18 protein-coding genes and 4 pseudogenes are annotated in these 22,040 nt (G+C 66.5%); 15 read left to right on the top strand and 7 right to left on the bottom strand.

What is annotated here, in order from left to right; translation table 11 throughout:
- Positions 1-8 precede the first annotated feature (8 nt).
- The 4 genes from ACX80M_RS16135 to ACX80M_RS16150 all read left to right on the top strand — a co-directional run bounded on the left by ACX80M_RS16135 (position 9) and on the right by ACX80M_RS16150 (position 5,135).
- Positions 9-1,172 carry a glycoside hydrolase family 76 protein gene (locus ACX80M_RS16135; RefSeq protein ID WP_459309971.1) on the top strand — a complete coding sequence of 388 codons (1,164 nt, stop codon included), beginning with the start codon at positions 9-11 and terminating at the stop codon, positions 1,170-1,172.
- Between the two features lie 169 nt (positions 1,173-1,341).
- Positions 1,342-2,394, top strand: coding sequence for an iron ABC transporter substrate-binding protein (locus ACX80M_RS16140; RefSeq protein ID WP_252599809.1), 1,053 nt, complete (start codon positions 1,342-1,344; stop codon positions 2,392-2,394).
- 39 nt (positions 2,395-2,433) lie between these two features.
- The gene (locus ACX80M_RS16145) at positions 2,434-3,972 is read left to right on the top strand and encodes an ABC transporter permease (RefSeq protein ID WP_252610255.1); all 1,539 of its coding nucleotides are present in this window, start codon (positions 2,434-2,436) and stop codon (positions 3,970-3,972) included.
- The gene (locus tag ACX80M_RS16150) at positions 3,969-5,135 is read left to right on the top strand and encodes an ABC transporter ATP-binding protein (RefSeq protein ID WP_252599810.1); all 1,167 of its coding nucleotides are present in this window, start codon (positions 3,969-3,971) and stop codon (positions 5,133-5,135) included. Before ACX80M_RS16145 ends, ACX80M_RS16150 begins: the two co-directional genes overlap by 4 nt.
- A gap of 44 nt (positions 5,136-5,179) precedes the next feature.
- Here the strand turns inward: ACX80M_RS16150 and ACX80M_RS16155 are convergent, their stop codons facing one another.
- Entirely contained in the window at positions 5,180-5,779 is a 600-nt protein-coding gene (locus tag ACX80M_RS16155) for a YdeI/OmpD-associated family protein (RefSeq protein ID WP_459309972.1), read from the bottom strand.
- Positions 5,780-5,856: 77 nt separating this feature from the next.
- Here ACX80M_RS16155 and ACX80M_RS16160 point away from each other — a divergent pair, with 77 nt between their 5' ends.
- The 5 genes from ACX80M_RS16160 (at position 5,857) to tgt (ending at position 10,616) form a co-directional block, all read left to right on the top strand.
- On the top strand, positions 5,857-6,624 hold the full coding sequence (locus ACX80M_RS16160; RefSeq protein WP_252599812.1) for a VOC family protein: 768 nt from the start codon (positions 5,857-5,859) through the stop codon (positions 6,622-6,624).
- A gap of 146 nt (positions 6,625-6,770) precedes the next feature.
- Positions 6,771-7,310, top strand: a complete 540-nt coding sequence (locus ACX80M_RS16165; protein WP_056349560.1) for an NUDIX hydrolase family protein — start codon at positions 6,771-6,773, stop codon at positions 7,308-7,310.
- A gap of 86 nt (positions 7,311-7,396) precedes the next feature.
- On the top strand, positions 7,397-8,449 hold the full coding sequence (locus ACX80M_RS16170) for a DUF6707 family protein (RefSeq protein ID WP_252599813.1): 1,053 nt from the start codon (positions 7,397-7,399) through the stop codon (positions 8,447-8,449).
- Between the two features lie 61 nt (positions 8,450-8,510).
- The gene (locus ACX80M_RS16175) at positions 8,511-9,236 is read left to right on the top strand and encodes an SRPBCC family protein (protein WP_252599814.1); all 726 of its coding nucleotides are present in this window, start codon (positions 8,511-8,513) and stop codon (positions 9,234-9,236) included.
- 33 nt (positions 9,237-9,269) lie between these two features.
- The gene (tgt, locus tag ACX80M_RS16180; RefSeq protein WP_374210013.1) at positions 9,270-10,616 is read left to right on the top strand and encodes a tRNA guanosine(34) transglycosylase Tgt; all 1,347 of its coding nucleotides are present in this window, start codon (positions 9,270-9,272) and stop codon (positions 10,614-10,616) included.
- A gap of 144 nt (positions 10,617-10,760) precedes the next feature.
- Here the strand turns inward: tgt and ACX80M_RS16185 are convergent, their stop codons facing one another.
- On the bottom strand, positions 10,761-11,489 hold the full coding sequence (locus ACX80M_RS16185) for a queuosine precursor transporter (protein WP_252599815.1): 729 nt from the start codon (positions 11,487-11,489) through the stop codon (positions 10,761-10,763).
- A gap of 126 nt (positions 11,490-11,615) precedes the next feature.
- Between ACX80M_RS16185 and ACX80M_RS16190 the strand changes: the two genes are divergently transcribed.
- Positions 11,616-12,512: a hydroxymethylpyrimidine/phosphomethylpyrimidine kinase gene (locus ACX80M_RS16190; RefSeq protein WP_252599816.1), complete on the top strand. Its 897-nt coding sequence runs from the start codon at positions 11,616-11,618 to the stop codon at positions 12,510-12,512.
- Here ACX80M_RS16190 and ACX80M_RS16195 read toward each other — a convergent pair.
- Together ACX80M_RS16195 and ACX80M_RS16200 are read right to left on the bottom strand one after the other, a co-directional pair.
- Positions 12,509-12,934: a hypothetical protein gene (locus tag ACX80M_RS16195; protein WP_256472820.1), complete on the bottom strand. Its 426-nt coding sequence runs from the start codon at positions 12,932-12,934 to the stop codon at positions 12,509-12,511. The two genes, ACX80M_RS16190 and ACX80M_RS16195, sit on opposite strands and share 4 nt — an antisense overlap.
- Positions 12,935-12,970: 36 nt before the next feature.
- Positions 12,971-13,063: pseudogene (locus tag ACX80M_RS16200) on the bottom strand (TetR family transcriptional regulator); the annotation flags it as partial.
- Positions 13,064-13,293: 230 nt separating this feature from the next.
- On the opposite strand from ACX80M_RS16200, the gene ACX80M_RS16205 reads away from it, so the two are divergent.
- Positions 13,294-13,455, top strand: coding sequence for a hypothetical protein (locus ACX80M_RS16205; protein WP_252599818.1), 162 nt, complete (start codon positions 13,294-13,296; stop codon positions 13,453-13,455).
- A gap of 26 nt (positions 13,456-13,481) precedes the next feature.
- Here the strand turns inward: ACX80M_RS16205 and ACX80M_RS16210 are convergent.
- Positions 13,482-14,751, bottom strand: a pseudogene (locus tag ACX80M_RS16210) (serpin family protein).
- A gap of 346 nt (positions 14,752-15,097) precedes the next feature.
- The gene (locus ACX80M_RS16215) at positions 15,098-16,489 is read right to left on the bottom strand and encodes an MFS transporter (protein ID WP_252610186.1); all 1,392 of its coding nucleotides are present in this window, start codon (positions 16,487-16,489) and stop codon (positions 15,098-15,100) included.
- A 251-nt stretch (positions 16,490-16,740) separates the two neighbouring features.
- Here ACX80M_RS16215 and ACX80M_RS16220 point away from each other — a divergent pair.
- The 3 genes and pseudogenes from ACX80M_RS16220 (at position 16,741) to ACX80M_RS16230 (ending at position 19,919) form a co-directional block, all read left to right on the top strand.
- Positions 16,741-17,408, top strand: a pseudogene (locus ACX80M_RS16220) (response regulator transcription factor).
- Positions 17,405-18,874 (top strand): sensor histidine kinase, encoded by a 1,470-nt coding sequence (locus tag ACX80M_RS16225; protein ID WP_252599822.1) that lies wholly within the window; start codon positions 17,405-17,407, stop codon positions 18,872-18,874. The pseudogene ACX80M_RS16220 and the gene ACX80M_RS16225 overlap by 4 nt, the downstream one beginning before the upstream one ends.
- A 34-nt stretch (positions 18,875-18,908) precedes the next feature.
- Positions 18,909-19,919, top strand: a complete 1,011-nt coding sequence (locus ACX80M_RS16230; RefSeq protein WP_459309974.1) for a TAXI family TRAP transporter solute-binding subunit — start codon at positions 18,909-18,911, stop codon at positions 19,917-19,919.
- A 165-nt stretch (positions 19,920-20,084) separates the two neighbouring features.
- On the opposite strand, the gene ACX80M_RS16235 is transcribed toward ACX80M_RS16230, so the two are convergent.
- Complete coding sequence (locus ACX80M_RS16235) at positions 20,085-21,599, bottom strand: helix-turn-helix domain-containing protein (RefSeq protein WP_459309973.1); 1,515 nt, start codon at positions 21,597-21,599, stop codon at positions 20,085-20,087.
- A 152-nt stretch (positions 21,600-21,751) separates the two neighbouring features.
- Here ACX80M_RS16235 and ACX80M_RS16240 point away from each other — a divergent pair.
- Positions 21,752-22,040 (top strand): annotated as a pseudogene (locus tag ACX80M_RS16240) (isocitrate lyase); the annotation flags it as partial.

A 22,040-nucleotide genomic window follows, 5' to 3' on the forward strand; every position in this document is an offset into this window, starting at 1 on the left:
CTGAACGGATGACCATGCCGGATGCCGAACCTGCCCACTGGCAGGACCGGGCCAACGTGGCGGCCCGCTCCGTCACCGGACTCTTCGGCCGGCGGCTGCTGTTCCTGCCGGGAACCCACGTGGCCGCCGTGCAATGGCCGTCAAAACACCTGAAGAACCTCCTCCACCCCTGGCACTACTGGTGGCAGGCGCACTACGTGGACTGCCTGGTGGATGCCGGGCGCCGCGAACTGGGCAACGGAGCCACCCCCGCGGCAAGGTTCAACGGCGCGCACCACCCCAGTGCCGGCAGGCTCGCGTCCAGGCTGGTCACGGGCATCCGGCTGCGCAACGCCTTCACCTTCGTCAACAACTACTACGACGACATGGCCTGGCTGGCGCTGGCGACGCACCGTCTGCAAAGCCTGGCCGAGGAGACGCGGCAGCCCGGTCGCCGCCGGAACGCCAGGGTCCGCAAGACGCTGACCCTGCAGTTCGATTCCGCCTCCACCGACGACCTCGGCGGCGGGACCTTCTGGAGCAAAAAGCGCGACTTCAAGAACACTCCGGCCACCGCCCCCGTAGCGCTCTACTACGCCCGGACAGGCCAGGAGGCCAAGGCGCAGCGGTTGGTGGACTGGCTCAATGGCGTGCTGTTTGATCAGGCCCGGGGCCTCTATGTTGACGGGGCGCGGCTCAGCCCGGCTGGCGAAGTGCTAGTGGAGAACAACCTCTACACCTACAACCAAGGCCCCGTACTGGGAGCCTTGCTGGAGCTCGGCGGCGACGCCAACCTCGCCAGGGCCGCGGCACTGGTGGCCGCGGTCGCAAAGCGGCTCACCGTACCGGGGCAGCGCATCCTCCGCTGCGATGGAACGGGCGACGGCGGACTCTTCACCGGGATTCTCTGCCGATACCTGGCACTCGCGGCCGTCGATGCCCGGCTCCCGGAGTCCGCCCGGAACACCGCGCAGGAGCTCGTGACAGCTACTGCCGAAGCCTTCTGGGCGGGCCGCCGGCCGGCCGGCCGCGGAGCGGCATCAGCCACGGCTGGGAACGTCCTGTTCTCCATCCACGCGGCACAACCGGCGGACACAACCTATCCGCCAGGTGCCGCCGTCGAACTTTCCACCCAGCTGCAGGCCTGGATGGCGCTGGAGGCCGCAGCGGCCATCCACAAAAGCCGTGAATGAATTAGGGCACGCAACAGTTCCGTAATGCATGTGATCCTGATCACTTAAGGGCTATGCCGCTTGGTGTCTTAGGTTTGGCTAACCTACAGTTTCTCGGGTGAGCCACCCCTTTATCCCCAGCTCACCAGGACCGTCGGTCCACACACTTTTCCCCAGAAAGTAGCACTCAATGAAGATCCGCAACAGCGCTCTGGCCGGCATCGCACTCGCCGCCACCGCAGCCTTGGGACTGACCGCCTGCGGCGGCACCACCCCGGCAGCCACCGGTTCCGCCTCTGCAGACGCCAAGGTGTCCGGCGAGATCACGGTCTACAACGCACAGCACGAATCCATGACCAAGGCCTGGGTGGAAGAGTTCACCAAGGAGACCGGCGTCAAGGTGACCCTGCGCCAGGGCAAGGACACCGAGATGTCCAACCAGATCATCCAGGAGGGCGACAAGTCCCCGGCTGACGTCTTCATCACCGAGAACTCCCCCGCCATGACCCAGGTGGAAAACGCAGGCCTGTTCGCCGATCTCACCGACGAGGTCAAGAAGCAGGTTCCGGCCGAGTACCGCCCGTCCACCAACAAGTGGACCGGCGTCGCAGCCCGCTCCACCGTGTTCGTGTACAACAAGGAAAAGCTCACCGAAGATAAGCTGCCCAAGTCCCTCTCTGACCTGGCCGGTCCGGAGTGGAAGGGCCGCTGGGGCGCATCGCCGTCCGGCGCCGACTTCCAGGCGATCGTATCCGCCTACCTTGAACTCAAGGGCGAGGCCGAAACCGAGAAGTGGCTCACGGCCATGAAGGAAAACTTCAAGGGCTACCAGGGCAACGGTGCGGTCATGAAGGCTGTCAACGCCGGTGAAATCGAAGGTGGCGTTATTTACCACTACTACTACTTCGGTGACCAGGCCAAGACCGGCGAGAACTCCAAGAACGTGGCCAGCCACTACTTCAAGAACCAGGATCCGGGCGCATTTGTCTCCGTATCCGGCGGTGGCGTGCTGAAGTCCTCCAAGAACAAGGCTGCTGCCGACGCGTTCCTCGCCTTCATCACGGGCAAGAAGGGCCAGGAGCAGCTGCAGACGGGCAAGGACTTCGAGTACACCGTGGGCGCCGGCGTGGCATCCAACGACAAGTTGGTTCCGCTGGCCGAACTGCAGGCACCGACGGTTGACTCCTCCAAGCTGAACTCCAAGAAGGTCACGGAGCTGATGACCAAGGCCGGTCTGCTCTAGCTTTTGGTTTCAACCCCAGAACTAACCGCCAAAGCGGCGATGGCGGGCAAGGGCAACAGCCCTCGCCCGCCATTGGCGGTTGCGCTCCTGGCCACACTGCTGGCCCTGTTCGCCCTCATCCCGCTGGGCTATGTCATCTACATGACGGCGGTCACTGGCTGGGATGCCAGCATTGAGCTGATCTTCCGCCCCCGGGTGGGCGAACTGCTGGTCAACACCCTCCTGCTGATGCTCATCGTGGTGCCCGCAACTCTGGTGGCGGGCGTGGGCGGCGCGTGGCTGGTGGAACGCACCAAGCTGCAGGGCCACAAGTGGTGGGCCGTGCTCCTGGCGGCGCCGCTGGCCATTCCCGCGTTTGTGAACAGCTACGCCTGGGTGTCCGCCATCCCTTCCCTGGAAGGCGTCTGGTCAGGCGCGCTGATCGCCACTCTGTCCTACTTCCCGCTGGTCTACATTCCGGCCGCGGCCACGCTCAGCCGGCTGGATCCGGCCATCGAGCAGTCGGCGGCATCCCTGGGCCTGGGCCCGTGGCAGGTCTTCTTCCGCGTGGTGCTGCCCCAGCTGCGCATCGCCGTCACCGGCGGTGGCCTGCTGGTGGGCCTGCACCTGCTGGCCGAGTACGGCGCCTTCGCGATGATCCGCTTTGAGACGTTTACGACGGCGATCATGCAGCAGTACGCTTCCACGTTCAACGGCACGGCGGGAAATATGCTGGCCAGCGTCCTGGTGTTCTTCTGCCTGATCCTCCTGGTGCTGGAGGTCCGCAGCCGCGGCACGGCCCGCTACGCGCGGATCGGCTCCGGCGCCCAGTCCAAGCCCCTGCGGCTCCCCCTGCACCGCTACCAGGTTCCCGCCCAGCTGGGACTGATGGCGCTCACTGGCCTGGCGTTCGGCCTGCCGCTGTGGTTTGTGATCCGCTGGATCGTGGCCGGCGGCGCCGAGATCTGGGATGTGGACGAGTTTGTCCCCGCACTGCTGCAGACCCTGGGGCTGGGCCTTGCCGGCGCAGTGGCCGCGACTGTTGTCGCCTTCCCCATGGCGTACCTGGCCGTCCGGCATCCAGGGTGGTTCAGCAAGTCCCTGGAGCTCTCCAACTACGTCACCAGTTCCATGCCCGGCATCGTAGTGGGTCTGGCCTTCGTCACCGTGGCCATCAACGTTGCCCCGGACATCTACCAGACCACCGGGCTGCTGGTGGCCGCATACGTGCTGCTGTTCATTCCGCGCGCGTTGGTGAACATCCGCGCCGGGCTGGCACAGGCCCCCAAGGAACTGGACGAAGCGGCCCGCGCCCTGGGCAGGTCTCCGTTCAATGCCTTCCTGAAGATCACGTTGCGCCTCACGGCTCCCGCGGCCGCCGGCGGCGCAGCGCTGGTGTTCCTCGCCGTCGTGACCGAACTGACCGCCACGCTGCTGCTCTCCCCCAACGGGACCAGAACCCTGGCCAGCGCGTTCTGGAGCAAGAGCAGCGAAATCGACTACGCCGGCGCAGCCCCGTATGCCCTGCTGATGATCCTGCTCTCGGCACCCATGACCTACCTTCTCTTCCAGCAGTCCAAGAAAGTGGCCGGACAGTGACCGAACAATCCCCCGCCAGGCTTCCGGAACCGCGGATCGCGCCGTCGGTGGCACCCACCACCAACAGCCATCTGCAAATCACCGACGTCACCAAGAACTTCGGTTCCCAGGCCGTCCTCAAAGGTGTCAACCTATCCGTGGCCAAGGGCGGGACCACCGCCATCGTGGGACCCTCCGGCTCGGGAAAGACCACCCTCCTGCGGCTGATCGCCGGCTTTGAACACCCCGCCACCGGCAGCATCTCGCTCAACGGCAGCAAGGTGGCGGGCGACGGCGTGTGGTTGCCTGCGCATAAGCGCCAGGTGGGGTACGTGGCACAGGACGGGGCGCTTTTCCCGCACCTGACGGTGGGCCAGAACATCGCGTTCGGCCTGGACACGGCCAAGCTCGCGGGTGGCCGCCGCGGGGCCGCGGGCCGCATCAGCGAGCTGCTGGACATGGTCTCCCTGGACGCCTCCATGGCCAAGCGGCGGCCGCACCAGCTCTCCGGCGGGCAACAGCAGCGTGTGGCCCTGGCCCGTGCACTAGCCCGCGAACCCGAACTGATGCTGCTGGACGAGCCCTTTTCAGCCCTGGACGCCGGCCTGCGCGTGGCAACCCGGCGGGCCGTGGCCAAGGTCCTCAACAAAGCCGGCGTCACCACCGTCCTGGTCACCCACGACCAGGCGGAGGCCCTGTCCTTCGCGGACCAGGTGGCCGTGATGCGCGGCGGCAAGCTGGCCCAGATCGGCAACCCGTTTGTGGTTTATACCCGCCCCGCCGACCGCGCCACCGCGGAATTCCTGGGCGACGCCGTCATCCTGGACGCCTGGATGGAAGGCTCGCTGGCCACCTGCTCGCTGGGCGGAATTCCTGTCCGCCGCCCGCCGGCCCAGGGCCGCGTGCAGCTGATGCTGCGTCCTGAGCAGATCCGCATTGCCGAGGATGGCCCCATCCGCGGCGTGGTGGTGGACACCGACTACTTCGGCCCGGAAACCACCGTGCGCCTCAAACTCTCTGTGCCACCCGAACTGGCCGACCGCGCCGACCACCGCTACCCCGGCGGCGGCGAAGTCATCACCATCCGGCACTGGAACGCCTCCATTGCCCGGCCGGGAATGGAACTCTGCCTGCGCGTGGTGGGCGAAGCCGTCGCCTTCCCGCTCGACCCCGCTTGTGATTGAGCCCGTCGCGCACCGGTGATTGAGCCCGTCGAAATCCGCCGCTACTAACCTCCGGCCGGCTTCTTCTTCTGCGGATACGGCGCCTCGCCCCGGGCCAGCATCTCCACAAAGCCGGCGATTTTCCGTTCCCGCGTGGACGCCTGATTCACGGAATTCGTCCGGTAAATCAGGGCATACCGGTTCACCGAGGTAAGGACGTCGAACATGGCCTGGGCAGCGGGGACGGCAGCGATGGCGGCGGCCAGATCCGGCGGAACTTCCGCCGTCGCCTGCCCCACATAGGCCGCTTCCCAGCGCCCGTCCGCCTTGGCGGCGTCGACCGCGGCGCGGCCGGCCGCAGTCATCCGGCCGGCAGCCTCGAGCTTCCCGATGCGGTCCACATTCCGCGCCGACCAGACGCTCTTCGGGCCGCGGCGGGTCATCCGCTGGAAGGAACTGTCGTCGTCGCGCCTTTTGCCCTGACCGTCGATCCAGCCAAAGCACAGCGCCTCCTGCAACGCTGCTTCGTAGTCCAGTTCAGTGGCGTTGCCGCCCTTCTTATGCAGCACCAGCCAGACGCCGGGGCTGGTGGCGTGGTGCTGTTCCAGCCACAGCCGCCACTCCGCCGCGTCCGCTACCAGCAGTTCCTCGAGTTCAATGGCCATGGCCCTATTCTGCCCGCCTTCTGCTGGAAGTGGCATGATGGCGGTAGCCGACCTGTCCTGGTTTCGAGGAGGAACCCATGCTGCGTGTCAGACCCGTCCATTTCACCTCCCGGCCGGACAGTTGGGAACAGCTCCTGGCTGCCCTGGGCCTGGCCAAGACCGTCGATGACGGCCCATGGCGGGAGTTCGACGCCGGTTCCGGCCGGCTGGCCCTGCACGTGGCCGACGCCGGCGGCACGGACGACGGCACCACTGCCTTGGGCGTGGAGGTGGGCGATCTGGCGGAATTCGGGCGGCGCACCGCCCTGGCCGCGGAGGAATCCGGGAACACGGTCGCCGAGCTCATCGCCGCCGATCACGGCGAGTCGTGCCGCATCACCGGCCGGGACGGCTTCAGCTTCCTGGCGGACAAAGGCGCCCGGGAGACGAACGCGGCTGACGCTGATCCGGCGCTGACCGTCGTCGGGGTCTGGTTTACGGAGGATCCCGGCGCCGCCGCCGTGACGCTGCAGGACATCGGCGCCAGGTTCCGCCCCGTCCCGGACGCCGACGAAACCGCCGACTTTACCGCCAAGAACGGCGGGGTGCTGATGGTGCGGCCGGCATCCGGGCCGCCGCGGTCCGGCCTGGGATTTGAGTACGACGGCGATCTGGGCGCCTTGCGGGACCGGCTCACCGCCGCCGGGCTGGACGTCAGCGAAACCGAGGAAGCCTTCGGCCGGACCCTGCACGTGGCCAACCCCGACGCCGCGGGCAGCGCAGGTACCGCCGACACAGCCGCAGCCACAACCGCCCCGCATGTCCCGCCCACGCTCTGGATCTCGCAGCGCCTCGCCGCGCCGTGATCCGCTCCAATCCGGACCGGGGTGCCCGGGGCTGTCTCTGCGGATAAGCCCGCCGAGGGGTGAGATTCCGGCGCTTTGGGCGCCGCTTTACGCTGATAGCTCACCCCTCAGCGGTCCGAGGCCGCCCAATGGGGTAAAACTTAACCATGAACGTTCGCACTCCTGACCCCAATCCCGGCTGGCTCTCCGAAGAAGACCTCTTTGAGGCCCGCGGGAGGCTCCCCATGATCTATGTGGAGGCCGTGCCGGTGAGGCTGGATCCGCTGGGTTTTGTGAACGAGGTCGGTACGCTGCTCCAGGCCGACGAGGACGGGAACATGATCCGGTCGCTGGTTTCGGGCCGCGTGATCTACCGCGAGACAATCCGCGCCGCACTCCTGCGCCATATGGAAAAGGACCTGGGGCCGCTCGCGTTTCCGCAGCTCCCCATCAGCCCGGTCCCCTTCACGGTGGCCGAATACTTCCCGGCCCCGTCCCAGACCGGCTTCACCGACGACCGCCAACACGCCGTATCGTTGGCGTATGTCATCCCCGTGACCGGCGAATGCGAACCCCGCCAGGATGCCCTGGAACTGACCTGGATGACCCCGGCGGAAGTGCTAAGCCCCGACGTCCAGCTCGAATTCAGCGGCGGCCGCGGCGCCCTGGTCCGCCAGGCGCTGGCCTTTGCGGGCGTGGGTCACTGACGCCCGCGGGTTCCCCGGCGTCCCCGACTTCCGGCGCCCCGCTTTGTAGACTGTAGGGCGGACCGCAAGAGAACTTAAGGACTCCCATGACCGAAAACCCAGCCGCCAGGCACTACAGCGAACAGCAGGCTGGATCTCTGACCACCGGCGATCAGCTCCTCCTCCCCGACGGTGAACGCACCGCCGAAATCCAGCACGTGGAGTTTGAACCGGACGATTTCGGGACCCCTGCGGTGGTCCTGGCAAACCTCACCGGCGGCGGCACCCTCCGCATCGCGGCCGGCTCCACCGTAAAGATCCTGGACACAACAGTCAGGGTCATCACGGTTCCGGACACCACCGTTCGGGGCACCCCCGTTCAGGACACGACGCCCGACGCCGTCACGCAGCTTACGGTCGCGGCGCAACACCCTGCCGAACAGCCCCAGCACACCGGCGAAGCGGGGGCAGCCCCGGCGGCTCCCGCCGTCGTCGTACCTCCCCCGCCGGCCATCCCGCCCGCGATGAGCGGCCCGTCCGCGGAAGAACTGGCGCGGATTCCGGCGCCGCAGGGCACACCCGAAGCGGTGGTGGAGGCTGCCGCGGAAGCCCACCCGGACGCCGTTGGCGTGCTGCTGCTGGCGGACAAGCTGGCCAAGGGCATCAACTTCAAGTCCGGCAGCTGCCTCAAGGACCTCAGCGACCTGGCCCACGAGCTGTTCATCACGCTCAAGGATCCGGACGGGGCGCTCACCGTGGCGGACCTGCTCAACGTCCTCCCGTTCGACGGCAACCCGGGCCGGTGGGCGTCCGTGGAGGCGTCGCTGGCGTTGTCCAGCTTCATCTGCCGCCAGGACCGGCAGGAGGAGCGCGCCGAAGTCTATGAAAAGCTGCTGCGTTTGCCGGAAACCCAGGAAACGGACCCGTTCAAGGCGCGGATGAACGCCAAGGTGCGCCAGCGTTCGCTGAACGAACCCAACCTGTACGACAAAGAGATCTTCCGCTCGATCGACAACTCCAACCACGAGGCCGAGCGGGAGTGGCGGCTGCTGCGCCTCGAATCCCTGCTGTTCCTGCGCGCACACGGCGGGTCTGAGACGATCGGCGTGGGCGAACTCCAGCGCCGGATCAGCAACGAACTCGAGGCCGTCCGGGCCTAAGCCGTCGGGGTGGGGGAATTGCCCCCTACCCGGGGCTGCGCCCGCGTTGTAGATTCGGGCTATGACGAACAATCTGAGCGTGGTGATAAATGCTGATGCGCCGCAGGTCTGGACCATGCTGCGTGAACCGGCCAAAGTTGCCCAGTGGCACGGCTGGGAGGCTGACGAACTGGCCGATGAGATTGACGGGATCTACTTCAGCAGCAACGTGGTTGAAGCCCCGGACCACACCAGCCTAACCACCAATGGCGGCGACGTCTTCGACCTGAAACCGGTGTCCGCCGGGACGCTGGTCAGTGTCACGCGGGCAGCCCTGGACCACAACTCTGAGTGGGCGGCCTGGGACGAGGACATCACGCAAGGCTGGCTGACGTTCCTGCAGCAACTCCGCTTCGCGCTGGAACACCACCCGCACGGCAAGCGGCATACGATGTTCTTCGAATTTCCCGGCGAGCCGGCTTCCGCCATCGAAAAGCTGGGCTTGTCGGACGTGCCTGCGCCGGGTGAGACGTATGGGCTGACGCTGTCCACAGGGGAGGAAATCACCGGCAAGGTCTGGTTCCGCAGCAACCATCAGGTAGGGCTTACCGTCCACAGCTACGCGGAGCACGGCGACGGCCTGCTGATCGTGGCGGACCAGCCCGTCATTGAAGGCGTAAGGCCCCACGGCGGCGCCATGGTGATCGCCTCGACCTTCGATCTGGGTGCCCACAAAATGGAGTCCATCCATTCGCTCTGGGACAGTTGGCGGGCTGAGAACTACCCCACATCGGAAGCGGCAGGCTGAGGGATCGGCGGCGCTTGCTGGCACACTGGAACCGTGCCAGCCAACCCCGCCCCCGCGCCATCCGTCTCCGTATCGGCAGTCCCAGCTGATCCCGTAGCAGCGGCGGCCGGCTCGGCCGCTGCAGCCGACCAGTCGCAGTTCTCCTTCACCGTTGGCACCCGCCTGGCTGACAGCTGTGCGCCGTCGGCTGGGCAGGCAGCTGCCAACGGCGGAAAATTCCTGGGCCGCACGGGGACCGTCACCACGCCCCATGGCGAAATCCGCACCCCGGCGTTCATCGCCGTCGGGACCAAGGCGACGGTTAAGTCCGTCCTGCCGGAATCCATGGCGGACCTCGGTGCACAGGCGCTCCTTGCTAACGCCTACCACCTGTACCTCCAGCCGGGCGCGGACATCCTGGACGAGGCTGGCGGGCTGGGTGCGTTCATGAACTGGTCCGGGCCCACGTTCACGGACTCCGGCGGGTTCCAGGTGATGAGCCTGGGATCCGGGTTCAAGAAGGTCATCGACATGAAGTCGGTGGACACCTCCGGGCCGGACGACGCCGTGGCTCCGGGCAAGGAACGCCTGGCGCATATTGACGACGACGGTGTCTGGTTCAAATCGCATCTCAACGGCGACCGCCACCGGTTCTCCCCCGAAATCTCCATGCAGGTCCAGCACCAGATCGGCGCGGACATCATGTTCGCGTTCGATGAGCTGACCACGCTGCAGAACTCCCGCGGCTACCAGGAGGAATCGCTGGAGCGCACGCGGTTGTGGGCCCTGCGCTGCCTGGAGGAGCATTTCCGTCTGACCACCTCCCGTGTCGGGAAGCCGTACCAGGCCCTCTTCGGCGTGATCCAGGGTGCGCAGTACGAGGACCTGCGCCGGAAGGCCTGCCGGGACCTTGGCGCCATGGACTTCGACGGCTACGGCATCGGCGGGGCGCTGGAGAAGGAAAACCTGGGCACGATTGTGCGCTGGTGCAACGAGGAACTGCCGGAGGACAAGCCGCGGCACCTGCTGGGCATCTCCGAGCCGGACGACATCTTCACCGCGATCGAGAACGGCGCGGACACCTTCGACTGCGTCTCCCCCACGCGGGTGGCCCGCAACTCCGCGTTCTACACGCCAGCCGGCCGCTTCAACCTCTCCGGCGCCAAGTACAAGCGCGACTTCGGCCCGCTCCAGGACGGCTGCGACTGCTACGCCTGCGCCAACTACTCGCGGGCCTACATCCACCACCTGTTCAAGGCCAAGGAAATGCTCTCGGCCACGCTGATATCCATCCACAACGAACGCTTTGTGGTGAAGATGGTGGACGACGCCCGGCTGGCCATCGAAGCCGGGACTTTCTTCGAGTTCAAGGCCGAGACCCTGGCGCAGTACTACCGCTAGCGCGTGTCACGGCTCGCTGCCCGCCCGCCTTCCCTGCGTCCCGCCGTCGTCCTCCACGCCGTTTCGATGGTTCCCTGCGCACTCGATGGCTGCGAACATCGTCTGCGCAGGGAACCGTCGAAATGGCGGCCCGGGGATGGCCGCTCAGACCCCGTAGCTCGGTTCGCGCTTCTTGATCCAGCCGATCACGAGGGACGTCACCGGCACAAACAGGAACTCCACGAGTGTCTTGTAAACAAAGCCCACCACCACGTAGTTCAGGAACGTGCCGAAGTCCGTGATGCCGATGACGGAGGCGGCGATGCTGCAGAAAATCAGGGTGTCCACGAACTCGCCCGCGCCTGAGGAACCCATCAGCCGCGCCCAGAGTGACTTCTCCCCGGAGCGGGCCTTCATCTTCACCAGGATCCACGAGTTAATGGTCTGGCCGGCCAGGAATGCCAACAGCGAGGCGAGCACAATCTGCGGCACCGGACCAAGGGCCCCCTCAAGGGCGGCCTGCTTGGACGTGCCGAACTCGTCATCGAAGCCGGGCAGGGCGATGATCACCCAGTAGCAAACAGAGGCGAAGACGGACAGTGCGAAGGTGGTGAAAATGGCCTTGCGCGCCACCTTGAAACCGTAGACCTCGCTGATGACGTCGCCCAGGATGTAGGCGAGCGGGAACAGGAAAAACCCGCCGTCCGTGATGATCGGACCGATCGCGACGCCCTTGGACGCCCCGATGTTGGACAGGATCAGCACCACGGCCATAAACGCCAGCATGATACCGAAGTACGGCGAACCGATTGATGCGAATCTCGGCGCCGTCCGGGCGGAGTCGGCGATGGGCTGGGCGTCACGGCCTGAGGGGGAAGACTTGGGGGATTCCATTCGTAGTGGTTCGCTCGGCGTACGGCTCGCGCAACGAAAGTTGCGCGGGACGCCGGCTGTATTAGCACTGTCACGACATTCTCCCACTGAACAATAGGGCCCGACGCCGGATGGCAGGATAGTGCCATGACTTTAGCTTCAGCTGCCCTCCAGTCCCCCGTTTCCGCTCCCGCCGTCGTCCTGACCATCGCGGGATCCGAAGCCACGGGTGGCGCCGGAGCCCAGGCCGACCTGAAGACGTTCCAGGAGCTGGGCGTGTTTGGCATCGCCAACCTGACCTGCATCGTGTCCTTCGATCCGAGCGACAACTGGAACCACCGCTTTGTGCCGGTGGACCAGCAGGTCATTGCGGACCAGTTGGAAGCCACGGCGGCGGCCTACGGCCCGGCGTCGGGCGCCGCCTTCGAGAGGGCGTCGGGAGAGCCGTCAGCTCCAGGCCGTCCGGTCCTGGACACCGTGAAGATCGGCATGCTGGGCAGCCCGGCCACCATCAGCACGGTCGCCGCGGCGCTGGAAACGGGCCGGTTCCGCAATGTAGTGCTGGATCCGGTGCTGATCTGCAAGGGCCAGGAGCCGGGCCACGCACTGGACACGGACCAGGCCCTGAAGGCGCAGATCCTGCCGCTGGCCACATTTGTCACACCCAACCACTTCGAAGCCGAATCGCTGTCCGGCCTGGCGATCATCGACGTCGAGTCCCTGAAAGCCGCAGCAGTCCGCATCCACGAGCTCAGCGGCGCCGCGGTCCTGGCCAAGGGCGGGGTGCGGCTGGCAGGCCCGGACGCCGTCGACGTTTACTACGACGGCGAGACCCTGGAGGTCCTCAGCGCTCCGAAGGTGGGCGAGGTGGCCGTGTCCGGTGCCGGCTGCTCCCTCGCCGCGGCGGTGACGGCCGAGCTGGCCAAGGGCGCCACGCCGCTGGAGGCTGCCCGGTCCGCCAAGGACTTTGTCACCGCGGGCATCCGCAACCGTGTGGCCTCCGGTGCGCCGTTCGACGCCCTCTGGCAGGGCGGCGCGCGCTAGTTTATTGAGTCTTCCAGCGGCGTCTTTTCCAGCCGGGCCTCTTCCAGCAGGGCGTCGGCCACCAGCGTGGCCGTCCGCACAATAAAGGCCCGACGGCGGTCCAGGCGGTCCGGAGCGGAGCCCGCCAAAAGTGCGTCGATCTGGGGCAGCACCGTCCAGCCGTCGCAGAGGGTCACGATGGTGAGGACCAGGTCGGCCGCATCCGTGCGGTCGATTCCGGGTAGAACTGCCAGCATCTGGTCCACTTTTGTGGCGCAGTGGTCCGCGCGTGTGGCCCGGTCCACGGTATTCCTCCCGCGCTCCAGGCCTTCCCAGAACAGGAGCCGGGCCAGGGCGCCGTCGTTCGTGTGACGGTCAAAAAGCCTTCCGGCGTACTCTCCGATGGACGCCGCGCCATAACCTTCGATGGGGACCTCGGACATCACCCGCACCAGTTCAGCGGCAAGGACGGCGTCGAACAGCTCGTCCTTCTTGCCGAAGTACTGGTAGATGCGTTCCTTGTTCACGCCCGCCGCGGCAGCAATGCGGTCCACGCGCGCCCCCGCAAGGCCCTTGTCACTGAACTACTCGGTGGCGGCGGTCAGCAGCAGTGCTTTGGTGCGGTCAGTATTCCAGGCCATGTCGCGAACAGCACCCTCAGCCCCACAGCAACTGCTCCCGCGTCAGCCGCCCCTGCTCAGGCTCCGGTCACTGCTCACGGACCGGTGCCGCCTGCACCCTCCATCCACGTCCGCGCGCCGCCATCACGTGGCTGGCCATCTTTCCGCTGGTGGCCGTGGGCATGATGCTTGTGGCACCCCTGACCGAGGGCTGGCACACGGTGCTCCGTGCCCTGGTTCTAACGCTCGTGGTGGTTCCGGTTGCTGTCTACCTCGTGGTGCCGCGGCTCTTTGCCGGGTACGGCGCCCTGCTGCGAAGCCGCAATTCCCGCAAGACCAGTTAGTTAGGCTCAGCCCGGGGAGGCCACGGTCACGAGCGCGGGTCGGCCACCGTTCCCATAAACAGCGGCAGGCCGGTTTCCACATGGACGATCTGGTAGTGGAATGGCCGGTCGAAGCTGATGGACCGCTCAGGCTGCGGCGGAGCGCTGGTGACAGCTCCGTTGATCTGGGTCACCGCGGCTGCGATGGTGCCCTTTTCGGCGACCGTGATGTTGGCAGCCTGCGCGGCCTGGGTGATCGCCATCTTGGGCTGGATGTTGTTGAAATCCTCCGTGGTGTCGAGCGTCGTCTGGAGCCCCAGTGACTCAAACACCTTCCGCAGGTCAAAGCTGCACTTGTGGTCCCAACGTGGCAACTGGATCTGCACCGTCTCCAGCGCTGCAGTGTCGAAGGCGTCCGCGATTTCCGCTAGCGTTTCCGCACCGAAGGCAGCCGAGGCGGGGCGGGACTCGGCCCCGGCGTCCGCGTCGGATCCGGCCCCCGGCAGGACCAACCGCATAACGAAACCGTCGGCGTAGGGAAGGTCCACGCCCTGCCAGCCTGCACCTTCCGCGTACTTCATCTCCGCCTCGTTGTGCATGGCAGGCGCATCGATTTCCTCGCCGGCAGCTGTTGTGAAGGGGAGGTCCGAGGTGGCATTCGGGTCAAACGGCGCGCTCCAGGCGGAGGCAAAAATACAGGGAATTGAGGAGGCTGAAGGTGTTCCGGCGGTCGTACTCTGCCGGGGCTTCCTTGATCCGGCCGCCCGTGTTCCTGTTGACCCACGCATCGATGGCGGGCTTCGTGGCACCCTCATCGCTGAAGGCCACGGGATACACGCCCGTTCCGTAGTGCCGGGCCAGCGTTTCCAGGAAGGACTCGCCGGTGGGCACACCCTTGTCCACGAACAGCCCGTTGGCGGCATGCATGACCGGTTTCCGCGGCGGGTTGTCCTCATCCACTGCGCCGGGGTCGCCGTCGAACTTCGCAAGTGAGCTGAGGACCGCGTTCATGGCCTCGTCGCGATTCTCTGCGGGGAGTCCCAGGACGCTGTCCATCTCCGCCGCGGTCTCGCCCGACGCGCCGGAGCGAAGCATCGCGAGGGCAATCAGCAGGCTCCCGGGCGAGGACACGACGTTCCCGTTGGCGCCGTCGCCGCCGTCCGCCAGCAGCGCCTCGCCAAGGCCCAGGGCGGAAGCCCGGAAGGAGCGCAGTTCAGCGGCATAAGCGGCGCGGTCCACCGAAATCCGCTCCACGCCGTCGGCCGTCAGGAGCTCCGGAGGCGCAGGGGCCGGGGCCGCACATGCTGCCAGTCCCAGCACCGCACCCAACGCCACCGCCCGCTGAAAACGAAACACCACTGTCGCCTCCCCCGGCACACAAGGGCGGGAATCCGCCTGCTCCCAGTGAACCAGCGACGGCGGCGCGAGACGATGCCTGAACGGTCACGCTTTGCACTCATTTTGGTCTCATCCAAACGCTCTCTCACTTAACGCAAGAAATCCCGGGACGCTCTCTCACTTTCCTCAAGAAAGTGAGAGAGCGCCCCGGGATTTGCCGCATTATCTGAGAGAGCGTCCAGGGTGCGGGGGGCGGCGCGGGTGGTGGGCGTACGACGGCGGGTGGCCACCCGCCGTCGTACGCCCACCGGAGCTGCCCACAGCGCTAGGCGTTGATGAGGTCCTTGTCCTTGTCGTCGTCCTTTGCCGGGCGGTTCCAGGCATCGCCCTGTTCGCGGTCCAGGTGCGTGGTTTTCTTGTTCTTCAGGGCGAAGATGTAGACCAGCAGTGAGATGGCAATGGCCACGGTAACGTAGGTGAAGAACAGGTCCACGCGCTGGGCCTTCTGGAACGCCGCACCAAGCAGCGGGACGGTGCCGCCGAAGAGTGAGTTCGCGATCGCGTAGCCCAGGCCAACGCCGAGGGCGCGGATGGAGGCCGGGAACAGCTCGGCCTTCACGAGGGCGTTGATCGAGGTGTAGCCGCCGACGATCAGCAGGCCGCCCAGCATCAGCAGGAATGCCGTGAACGGGTCCTTGGTGTTGGACAGCGTGGAGAGCAGCGGCCAGGTGAACAACACACCCGTGATGCCGAACCAAAGCAGCAGCGGCCGGCGCCCGACCTTGTCCGAGATGATCCCGTAGACCGGCTGGAGCAGCATGAAGATGAACAGCGCCCAGAAGTTGATCACGGAGGTGTCGGTCTTGGCGATCCCGGAGGTATCGTTCATGAACTTCAGAATGAAGTTGGTGTATGTGTAGAACGCCACGGTGCCGCCGAGGGTGACGCCGATGCAGATCAGCAGCGGCTTCCAGTGCTGGGTGAACAGCAACTTCATGGTGCCCGGTTGGGCAACGCCGGCCACGGCCGGAACCTTGGCGGCCTCGACCTGCTCGGCGGACACGGTTTCTTCCATCGAGCGCCGCAGCCACAGGACCACGAGCGCGGCGACGCCGCCGATCGCGAAGGGGATGCGCCAGCCCCACTCAGTCAGGGCGCCCTTGTCCATGGTGTTCTGCAGGATGACGAGCACCAGCAGGGCCAGCATCTGGCCGCCGATCAGCGTGACGTATTGGAAGCTTGAGAAGAAGCCGCGGCGTTTGGATGTGGCGGCCTCGGACATGTAGGTGGCGCTGGTGCCGTATTCGCCGCCCACGGAGAAGCCCTGGACCAGCCGCACAAGGATCAGCAGAATCAGCGCCCAGACGCCTATCTGCTGGGTCGTCGGCAGGATGGCGATGGCGAAGGAACCGGCGGACATGATCGTTACGCTGAGCGTCAGGGCCGCCTTGCGGCCCTTGCGGTCGGCATAGCGGCCGAAGAACCAGGCACCCACCGGACGCATCAGGAACGACGTCGAGAAGACGGCCATGGCCTCGAGCCCGGCCTGCAGGTCGTCTTGGGAATTGAAGAAGTGCGACTGGAAGTACGCCGCGAAGACTGTGTAAACGTAGAGGTCGTACCACTCCACGAGGTTGCCCGCTGAACCCTTGAGGATGTTGCTCACGGCCCGGCGGGTCTGTGCTGCCTCGCTCTGGACTGCGTGCTGGGCGCTCATCGTTGAACCTCCCCGGACTGCGGCGCTGTTCTTACTTTCGTGCTGTCCATGGCTACGTTGCCCATGGTTCCTCCTCGACGTTGACGGGCCCCCCTCAAACGCCGAGGGCCTCATCCAAGTTATGCGTGATGCAAGGCACATCCAACGTGGGAGGGCATTTCCTAACACTTCCTTAGGTTTCGGCGGGCGACGGGGTAATCTCCAAAGCGGGCAGTTTGCGTTGCCCGCTCAGCGAATAAGGGAACCAGGCCATGGAGTTGCTCATCGTCGAGGACGACGACGCCATGGCGTCCGCCCTCGCCGCCGCCGTCGCGACCGCGGGGCACAACCCCACCCGGGTTGCCCTCGGAGCAGACGCCCTGCTGGTCCACCGGAAGTTCGAAGTGATCCTGCTGGACCTCGGCCTTCCCGATATGGACGGGCTGGAGGTGCTGCGGAAACTGCGCCAGGTCACGCCGGTGCCCATCCTGATTCTCACCGCGCGCGACGACGAACGCAGTGTGGTGCTCGGCCTGCGGTCCGGAGCGGACGACTACCTCGTCAAGCCAGTAAGCTCGTGGAACTTCTCGCCCGCATCGAAGCCGTCACGCGGCGTGCCGGCCGCTATCGCGGTACGCGGCAGCAGAGTGTGGTGCTGGGTGATCTTGAGATCGACCTCGAGCGGCGCGTGGCGGCCCTCCGTTCCGAGGTGCTCCCGCTGACGGCCACCGAGTTTGACCTGCTGGCCCTGTTGGCCAGCCACGCCGGTTCGGTGGTCACCCGTGAACAGATCCTGGACGCGCTGTGGGGCGACGCCTTCGTGGCCTCGTCCCGGTCCCTTGACGTGCACCTGACGGGGCTGCGGGCCAAGCTCCAGTTACCGGGCTTCATCATCAACGTCCGCGGCGTCGGCTACCGGGTCGAGGCGGACCCGGCGTGAAACTGCGCGTCCTGGGCATCCTGAGTGTCCTGGCGTTGCTCATTGTCATCATCACCTCCAACGCCATCCTGACGTCCGCCGGCCGCGAACTGACCCAGGAACTCCAGATCAACCGTGCCGCTTCCCTCAACCGCCTGGCACAGGTGGCGTTCGACGCAGCTTCCGCCGGCGAAACCGCTCAATTGCAAACGGAGATGGACCGGTATTCCGAGCTCTACGGCGAAGGAGTCCTGATCCGTCTCCAGCAGGGAACCCTGCGCTCCGGTGGCCTGAGCGAGGACCGGCCGGACGTCCGGGACGCGGTGGCCAGGGCGAACCTGAACCTTAGCGACACCACGCTCAGCCCGCTGCAGCCGTTCGGGCCTTCCTCCGAGGTGATCTCCCGCTCCTTCGGCAGCGCGAGCCAGGTCCTGGGCGAGGCGGTCCTCGAGGTCAAACTGGACGCGGCCCGGCAGAAACTTCGGGAGCGGTGGCTCATCGTCGCAGTGGCAGCGGCGGTCCTGGCTGCGGTGCTACTGCTTGGTGCGGCCCGCGTGACCGAGTGGGTGCTGCGCCCCGTGCATCGGCTGAACGCCGCCGTCACGGAACTTGAGGCAACGGGCCGGACCGGACAGCTTCCGGAGGCCGGGCCGCCGGAACTGCGGGAACTGAGCCGTTCATTCACCACCATGGCGCAGACCGTCAGCCACAGCCTCGATTCGCAGCGGCAACTGATAGCTGACACGTCGCACGAGCTACGCAATCCCGTGGGGGCGCTGCGGCTCAGGATCGATTTGCTGCAGCTGGAACTGAAGACCGCCCGGGAGCACGACGCCGCCGCAGGGGTGCTGGCCGAGCTCGAACGTGTGGAGGAGATCCTGGACGGCGTTTTGCGGCTGGCGTCCGCCGAGCACCGGGCCTCCGAGGACTCCGCACGGGGCCCGCTGGGAACCCCGTCGCCCGCGGCACAAGCGCCGCTTGATCCGTACCCGGTCCTGCAGGAAGAAACCGAACGGGCGGGCCCCGCCGCCCAGCGCGGCGGAGCATCGATCCTGCTGGCAGATCCGCCGGCCCCCGCCGTGCACATCGCGTGCAGCGCCGCAGAGCTGGCCCAGATGGTCGGCGAACTTCTGAACAACGCCATCAAGTACGCTCCCGGCGCCCACATCTCGGTTGCTGCCCGCGAGCGCCAAGGCACGGTGGCCATCGAAGTGTCCGACGACGGCCCCGGGCTTTCCGCCGACGAACGGACAGCGGCCACCAGCCGCTTCTGGCGGTCCCCGGCGCACCGGAGCATCCGCGGCACCGGGCTGGGCATGACCATCGTGGACAAGCTGGCAGCCGCCAACGGTGGCCTGCTGGTGCTTGCCGAGGCCTCGCCGCATGGCCTGATCGCGCGCCTCGAGTTTCCGTGGGCCGCGGAGCTGCCGGGAAGTTTTGCCGGGCCGGAACAGACCGGGCCGGAGCAGGCGGCTCCGCGTGGGTGACCTGTTCGGGGGGCGCCTGGCCGGAGCGCTGGCCTTGCCCACGAGTCCCCCGAGTCCCCCGCTTCCCCCTGATCCCCCGCGGCGAACCGTCCTCAAGGCCGGACTCGCGGCCGGTTTATCCGGGCTGCTCCTGCCGGGCCTGGGTGCGTGCACGCCGACGGACCGCCCGGCCACCGTCACCGTGGCCGGCGGCGAGCCTGGCGGCTTCTACCTGGAGTTCGCCGAGCTGCTGGCGGCATCCCTCCAACGTCACGGGGTGGCCGGCTTGGCCACGGCGCTGACTACCGGCGGCAGCCTGGACAACCTCGAACATCTGCTGACCGGCAAAGCCACGTTCGCCGTCGCGCTCGCGGATTCGGCTGCCCGAAGCACAGCGGTGGGTGAGTCGCCCGCCGTCGGACTTTCCGCCGTCGGAAAGGTGTATGAAAATTACGTCCACTGCGTCATCCGGCACAACAGCGGGATCCGGGACATTAGCGGGCTTGCCGGCCGGACCGTGGCTGTCGGCGAGCCCGGCTCGGGGACGTCGCTGACCACTCCGCGGCTGCTCGAGGCTGCCGGGCTGAGCAGCACTGCGGGCACCGCCGGCGGCGTCACGGTGCTGAGCCTCGGCCTCAACGAGGGCCTCGCGGCACTGCGGGACGGAACGGTCGAGGCGTTGTTCTGGTCAGGCGGCGTGCCTACCGCGGCCATTGCCGCCGCGAACGACGACGTCGGGCTGGGTTTCCTCGATCTGTCGCCGCTGCTGCCGGCACTGCGGGCGAAATACGGCGTCTTCTACGACCGGGTGCTGATCCCGGCGGGCGCCTACGCGGGCATTCCGGCCGTGTGGACCGTGGGCGTGGCGAACCTGCTGCTGTGCCGGAGCGATCTTGATGACCGTACCGTCAAGCGGACCGTCGAATTGCTGGTGGGCCACGCCGAGGAACTGATTCCGCGTTCCAGCCTGGGGGTCCAGTTCCTGAGTCCGGAATCCTTGATCAACACCGCGGGTTTGCCCCTGCACCCCGGCGCCGTTGCGGCGTACCGGGAGCTCCACGGGTAGGTGGGGCGAATCGGGTGGCACGTTGGCTGGCTGCCGCGTCACGCACAGCACGCTTTCAGCGGGCTTCGTCCACCAAAAGGGCCTGCAAACCGAGGATTTCAGGGGATTTCCAGCCGAAAGCTGCCCGGGACTGAACCATAAGCATGCTCTGCGTGACGCCCGCGGTCAGCTCCGCGAGTGCGCAGCAAGGAACGAGTAGACCTCGGTCTCGTCCACGCCGGGGAACGCGCCGGGCGGCATCGCGGCCAGCAGGTGCGTGTTGGCGCGAGCCGCCGGCCAGGCGTTTCCGGCCCATTCGGAGGCCAGCGCTGCCGGGGGCCGCTTGCAGCAGTTCGGGTCGGGGCATGTGGACTTTTCGCGCGCCGTGGTTTCCCGGCCGCGGAACCACTTCACGTGCTGGTACGGCACCCCGATGCTCAGGGAGAACTCGCCGCTGGCCGATCGCTCCGTCCGGGCCGTGCACCAATATGTGCCGGACGGAGTATCCGTGTACTGGCTGTACGCGCTGAACTTGTCCGGCACATCAAACACCGCCCGCGACGTCCACGCCTTGCATGACGGCTGGCCCTCGATGGCGCCGGTGTGGTCCATCGGGAACGTCACGCCGTCGTTCTCGTAGGCCTTGTAGATGATGCCGCTCTTGTGGGTCTTCTGGAAGTGGGTGGTGATGCCCAGGTGCTTCGTGGCCAGGTTGGTGAAGCGGTGCGCGGCGGTCTCGTAGGAGACGGCAAAGGCGTCACGGATGTCCTCAACCGCGATTTCCTTGGCAGCCTTGGCCTTCTGCAGGAAGTCCACGGTGGCCTGCTCGGGCAGCAGGAGCGCGGCCGCGAAGTAGTTCGTGGCCACCCGCTGGCCGAGGAAGTCGCCGTAGTTTTTCGGCGTCTCGTGCCCCAGGACGTAGTGCCCCAGCGCCTGCAATAGCACCGAGCGGGGGTCGTGGTCCTGCCGCTGGCTCTGCGTCAGGTAAATTCTGTGATTCTTCAAATCCGTCACTGAACGGGTGGAATGCGGCAGGTCGCTCACGTGATGGAGGGTGAATCCGAGCTTCTCGGCGATGTCGGCGATGACGTGCTGACTCAGCGGCCCGGCCGTGTAACCCACCAGCCCCAGGACCTTCTGCGCCTCGGCCTCATACTCCGGGAAGTAGTTGCCGCGCTCACGCATCATGGCACGCAGTTCACCGTTCGCGCGGCGGGCTTCCTCCGGCGTCGCCACTTGCTCGTTCAGCTTGCGTTCGAGCTCATGCAGCAGCCCCACCTGCGCCTCCAACACATCGACCGGAAGCCGCGAGCTGATGCGGATTTTGGGCAGATTAAGAGACTCGTACAGGGGCCCGCGCTGGTAGCGTTCCAGCTCAATTTCCAGGGCCGCGCGGCGGCTCGGCGGCTCGGCGCCAAGCAACTGGTCGATGCTCACGTTCAGGGCCGCGGCCAGCCCCTGCAGTAGGGAAAGTTTGGGCTCCCGCTTGCCGTTTTCAATCAGGCTCAACTGGCTGGGGGCGGTCCCGACGGCGGCGCCCAAGTCATCGAGTGTGTACCCGGCCTGCTTGCGCAGATGCCGCACGCGGCGGCCCAGGCTGATGACGTCCAGTTCCGGGGAGGCGGCGGACGACGGTGGCAGTACAACTTCGCGGTTCCAGCTTCCAGGCGTCATTTCTTGAGCATACGCGAAGAAATGCATTTCTTTCCATGGTTTTCCCCTAGAGAAGTGTTGTGAAGTGCTGAAAAGTAGTAATCACGGAAAGAAACACCGCACCGGGAAGCTGGCCGGAGCTGCAAGGAAGCAGCTTCGGCCGGCAGATAACCACCCGGAGCTCAATCAAGGAGACAACGATGACTGCAGCATTTGAGCCCACCCAGCAGACGCCCGAAGAGCAGGCCGCCGCCCTGGAGCTCGAGTGGTCCGCCAACCCCCGCTGGGAAGGTGTGACCCGTGACTACAAGGCCTCGGACGTCGTCAAGCTCCGCGGCCGTGTCTCCGAAGAACACACGCTGGCCCGCCGCGGATCCGAGAAACTGTGGAAGCAGCTCACCGAAGAGCACAAGACCGGCGGGTACACCAACGCCCTGGGCGCACTCACCGGCAACCAGGCCGTGCAGCAGGTCAAGGCCGGCCTCCGCG

The organism is Pseudarthrobacter sp. MDT1-22 (genome assembly GCF_054511035.1).